Here is a 962-nt window from a genome sequence, read left to right as displayed (position 1 = left end):
CCCGGCTGGCGGCGGCGTTGACGCCCGAGGTGGACGCGGTCCTGGCCCGTCACCCCCTGCGCGACCTGGTCACCTCCTCCGACCCGCTGCCCCTGCTCGTGGAGCGCGAACGCGCCCTGTACGGCGCCTGGTACGAGTTCTTCCCCCGCTCCGAGGGCACCCCCGCCCAGCCCCACGGCACCTTCCGCACCGCCGCCCGCCGCCTGCCGGCCATCGCCGCCATGGGCTTCGACGTCGTCTACCTCCCCCCGGTCCACCCCATCGGCACCACCCACCGCAAAGGCCGCAACAACACCCTCACCGCCACCGCCGACGACGTCGGCGTCCCCTGGGCCATCGGCTCCCCCGAAGGCGGCCACGACGCGATCCACCCCGCCCTGGGCACCCTCGACGACTTCGACCACTTCGTCACCGAAGCCGGGAAACTCGGCCTGGAGATCGCCCTCGACTTCGCCCTCCAGTGCTCCCCCGACCACCCCTGGGTCCACAAACACCCCGAGTGGTTCCACCACCGCCCCGACGGCACCATCGCCCACGCCGAGAACCCCCCCAAGAAGTACCAGGACATCTACCCCATCGCCTTCGACGCCGACCCCGACGGCCTCCACGCCGAAACCGTCCGCATCCTGCGCCACTGGATGGACCACGGCGTGCGCATCTTCCGCGTCGACAACCCCCACACCAAACCCGTCGCCTTCTGGGAACGCGTCATCGCCGACATCAACCACACCGACCCCGACGTCATCTTCCTCGCCGAGGCCTTCACCCGCCCCGCGATGATGCACACCCTCGCGCAGATCGGCTTCCAGCAGTCCTACACCTACTTCACCTGGCGCAACACCAAGCAGGAACTCACCGAGTACCTCACCGAACTGTCCGGCGACGCCGCCGCCTACATGCGGCCCAACCTCTTCACCAACACCCCCGACATCCTGCACGCCTACCTCCAGCACGGCGGACGC

Annotated in this window: 1 protein-coding gene; it reads left to right on the top strand. The window is 69.9% G+C overall.

Annotation, left to right across the window (positions count from 1 at the left end):
* Positions 1–962: alpha-amylase family protein (locus K7854_RS37245; protein ID WP_505016458.1), on the top strand; the 962-nt coding region annotated here is incomplete at both ends.

The sequence above is a fragment of the Streptomyces hyderabadensis genome (genome assembly GCF_020404845.1).
GTDB classification, from domain to species: domain Bacteria; phylum Actinomycetota; class Actinomycetes; order Streptomycetales; family Streptomycetaceae; genus Streptomyces; species Streptomyces hyderabadensis.
Note: the sequence above shows the minus strand (reverse complement) of the source record. Positions and strands in the feature narration are given on the sequence as shown.